The 2,056-nt window shown below is 52.5% G+C and carries 2 tRNA genes and 1 rRNA gene; all 3 read left to right on the top strand.

Going from position 1 to position 2,056, the window contains the following annotated elements:
* Window positions 1-105 precede the first annotated feature (105 nt).
* Window positions 106-182, top strand: a tRNA-Ile gene (locus HFD95_RS21850).
* A gap of 146 nt (window positions 183-328) precedes the next feature.
* Window positions 329-404 (top strand) — tRNA-Ala (locus HFD95_RS21845).
* A 209-nt stretch (window positions 405-613) separates the two neighbouring features.
* Window positions 614-2,056, top strand: a 23S ribosomal RNA gene (locus HFD95_RS21840); the annotation flags it as partial.

The raw sequence follows: 2,056 nt of genomic DNA, 5'->3' as shown, positions 1-2,056 counted from the left end.
GTAGGGGAACCTGCGGTTGGATCACCTCCTTACCTGAAGATACCTTCCCGCGCAGTGTCCACACAGATTGTCTGATAAAAAGTAACGAGCAGAAAAAACCTCTACAGGCTTGTAGCTCAGGTGGTTAGAGCGCACCCCTGATAAGGGTGAGGTCGGTGGTTCAAGTCCACTCAGGCCTACCAAATTTCTTCTCATGCTGCGTTATGCGCGCGGTCGTTTACCTGAGTAAACTTCCCTTCCGCATGCCTTGCCTGAAAAGAAATTGCATCCTTCTCCTGAAGAATGTAACTCGGTTGAGTGGTAGTAGTGGTCTCTGCAGTAACTGTATGGGGCTATAGCTCAGCTGGGAGAGCGCCTGCCTTGCACGCAGGAGGTCAGCGGTTCGATCCCGCTTAGCTCCACCATACCGTTTATCTGTTTTTTTCTGAAATACCTCAGAGCATACCGGCGACGGTGTGCTGCGACGTATTATGCTCTTTAACAATCCGGAACAAGCTGAAAATTGAAACGACGCAGCGCGTCATTCCTCCGTAATAAGGAATGACAAGGCGATGCGTTCGAGTCTCTCAAATGCTTGCAATTCGCAGCGTTGAAAAACGCCTGTGGGTTGTGAGGTTAAGCGACTAAGCGTACACGGTGGATGCCCAGGCAGTCAGAGGCGATGAAGGACGTGCTAATCTGCGTAAAGCGACGGTAAGGTGATATGAACCGCTACAGCCGTCGATGTCCGAATGGGGAAACCCGGTGCACTCTGTGCATCATTGCAGCATGAATACATAGTGCTGCAAGGCGAACCGGGGGAACTGAAACATCTAAGTACCCCGAGGAAAAGAAATCAACCGAGATTCCCCCAGTAGCGGCGAGCGAACGGGGAGCAGCCCAGAGCCTGAATCAGCTTGTGTGTTAGTGGAAGCGTCTGGAAAGTCGCAGGGTACAGGGTGATACTCCCGTACACAAAAGCACACATGCTGTGAGCTCGATGAGTAAGGCGGGACACGTGGTATCCTGTCTGAATATGGGGGGACCATCCTCCAAGGCTAAATACTCCTGACTGACCGATAGTGAACCAGTACCGTGAGGGAAAGGCGAAAAGAACCCCGGCGAGGGGAGTGAAACAGAACCTGAAACCGTGTACGTACAAGCAGTGGGAGCCTTCTTTATGGGGGTGACTGCGTACCTTTTGTATAATGGGTCAGCGACTTATATTCTGTAGCAAGGTTAACCGTATAGGGGAGCCGCAGGGAAACCGAGTCTTAACTGGGCGTTAAGTTGCAGGGTATAGACCCGAAACCCGGTGATCTAGCCATGGGCAGGTTGAAGGTTGGGTAACACTAACTGGAGGACCGAACCGACTAATGTTGAAAAATTAGCGGATGACCTGTGGCTGGGGGTGAAAGGCCAATCAAACCGGGAGATAGCTGGTTCTCCCCGAAAGCTATTTAGGTAGCGCCTCGTGAACTCATCTTCGGGGGTAGAGCACTGTTTCGGCTAGGGGGCCATCCCGGCTTACCAACCCGATGCAAACTGCGAATACCGAAGAATGTTATCACGGGAGACACACGGCGGGTGCTAACGTCCGTCGTGAAGAGGGAAACAACCCAGACCGCCAGCTAAGGTCCCAAAGTCATGGTTAAGTGGGAAACGATGTGGGAAGGCACAGACAGCCAGGATGTTGGCTTAGAAGCAGCCATCATTTAAAGAAAGCGTAATAGCTCACTGGTCGAGTCGGCCTGCGCGGAAGATGTAACGGGGCTAAACCATGCACCGAAGCTGCGGCAGCGACACTTATGTGTTGTTGGGTAGGGGAGCGTTCTGTAAGCCGTCGAAGGTGTGCTGTGAGGCATGCTGGAGGTATCAGAAGTGCGAATGCTGACATAAGTAACGATAAAGCGGGTGAAAAGCCCGCTCGCCGGAAGACCAAGGGTTCCTGTTCAACGTTAATCGGAGCAGGGTGAGTCGACCCCTAAGGCGAGGCCGAAAGGCGTAGTCGATGGGAAACAGGTTAATATTCCTGTACTCGGTGTTACTGCGAAGGGGGGACGGAGAAGGCTATATC

The organism is Pantoea sp. EKM10T (genome assembly GCF_011800685.1).
GTDB classification, from domain to species: Bacteria; Pseudomonadota; Gammaproteobacteria; order Enterobacterales; family Enterobacteriaceae; genus Pantoea; species Pantoea agglomerans.
The sequence above is the reverse complement of the archived record's forward strand: the minus strand, read 5'-3'. Positions and strand labels throughout refer to the sequence as shown.